Annotated in this window: 1 pseudogene; it reads left to right on the forward strand. The window is 52.2% G+C overall.

Features of this window, described 5'->3' with window-relative positions:
• A pseudogene (locus EXE42_RS15840) lies at positions 1 to 127 on the forward strand (IS5/IS1182 family transposase); the annotation flags it as partial.
• Between the last annotated feature and the right edge of the window lie 212 nt (positions 128 to 339).

The raw sequence follows: 339 nt of genomic DNA on the forward strand, positions 1-339 counted from the left end.
ATCCGAGACCGTGAACTCAACGCTCAAGCGAAAGTACGGTGCGTTCGTCCGCTCACGGCGCTGGTGGAAACAGTTCCGGGAACTCACCATTGCTTGTCTCATTCATAATGTAGATCGGTCACTCTGAGCGGTCAATACAGGGCCTCTATTGAACAGTGGGGCCACTAAACGGGTACAAGTTATGTCCGCGAGTGAAGAATGCTTATGTCGTCTGGAGAGAATACATTGCCAATGGATCAAACAGAGGGAGATGAAGTAGACAATCGGGGGATGGGCGTTGGTATCGCTATTGGAGCAGGACTCGGTGTTGCGCTCGGAGTCACGATGGATAACCTCGCG

Origin of the sequence: Halorubrum sp. SP3, assembly GCF_005435195.1 — an archaeon.
GTDB lineage: Archaea > Halobacteriota > Halobacteria > Halobacteriales > Haloferacaceae > Halorubrum > Halorubrum sodomense.